Consider the following 1,203-nt stretch of genomic DNA (forward strand, 5'->3'; position numbering starts at 1 on the left):
CGCGCCCGGCTTCGCTGCGGCCTGGCTCGCGCTGGCCGAAGCGCGCAACGCCGCCGGCGACGGCGACGCCGCCTACGCGGCGCTCGAACGCGGCGAACGCGCGGCCGCCGGCGATGCGGCAATCGTCGCGCGCTTCGCTAACGAACGCGCCGCCCTCGACGGCGACTTCGACGCCGTCGCCAAATACTGGCGCCAACGCGCGCGGGCCGCGCCCGACGACGCTTACGCGCAACTGGCGCTGGCGCGCGCGCTCGGCGCCGGCGGCGACGCGGCCGCGGCGATCGCGCAGTTGCGCGCGCTGACCGCGCGCGATCCCGACGACCCGCGCGCCTGGTTCGAACTGGGCAAGTTCTCGATCCTGCACGGCCAGGCGCAGCCGGCGGTCGACGACTACCTGACCCGCGCCCTGGTCCAGTACCGGCGCGGCGGCAACCGTTACGGCGAAGGCGAAACCCAGAACGCGCTGGGCATCGGCTACGCCCGCCTGGGCCAGAACGATCACGCGCTCGACCAGTACCGCAGCGCGGTGGAATTGCGCCGCGCGGTCGGCAACCGGCGCGGGCTGGCGACCAGCCTGCGCAACCTCGGCAATGTGCTGGCGCTGACCGGCCGTTTCGACGAAGCCGCGCGCAGCCTGCACCAGGCGCGCGAACTCTACGCCGCGCTCGACGACCGCCACGGCCTGGCCGCGGTCGAGAACGAACTGGGCCTGCTGGCCGAGGAACGCGGCGACTATCCCGCCGCGCTGGCCGCGTTCCGGCGCGCGCTGGCCGCCTGGCAGCAGGCCGGCGACGCCGCCGGCACCGCCCAGGCGCTCAACGACATCGGCTTCGCCCATTACCAGCTCGGCGCCTACGACGACGCCCAGGCCTATCTGGTGCAGTCGCGCGAGGCCTACGCCAAGCTCGGCGACGAAACCGGCAAGGTCCGCACCGCGCAGAACCTGGGCCTGCTGGCGAGCGCGCGCGGGCACTGGCCGCAGGCGCGCGAATCGCTGCAGGCCTCGCTCGACGCCGCGCTGGCCGCGCAGATGATGGAAGAAGCCGCGGTGGCGCGGCGCAATCTCGGCGAGCTGGAACTGATGCAGGGCCGCATCGGCGCCGCGCTGGCGCAGCTCGATGCCGCCGCCGCGCTGTTCCGCCAGCGCGAGGACGCGCGCGGCCAGGCCGACGTCGGCCTGCTGCGCGCGCAGGCGCAGGCCGC

At 75.2% G+C, this 1,203-nt stretch carries 1 protein-coding gene; it reads left to right on the top strand.

Going from position 1 to position 1,203, the window contains the following annotated elements:
* A partial coding sequence (locus tag A7A76_RS00750) for a tetratricopeptide repeat protein (protein WP_206409395.1) occupies positions 1–1,203 on the top strand: 1,203 nt, incomplete at both ends.

It is taken from the genome of Lysobacter enzymogenes (assembly GCF_017168095.1).
In the GTDB taxonomy this organism is placed as follows: domain Bacteria; phylum Pseudomonadota; class Gammaproteobacteria; order Xanthomonadales; family Xanthomonadaceae; genus Lysobacter; species Lysobacter enzymogenes_D.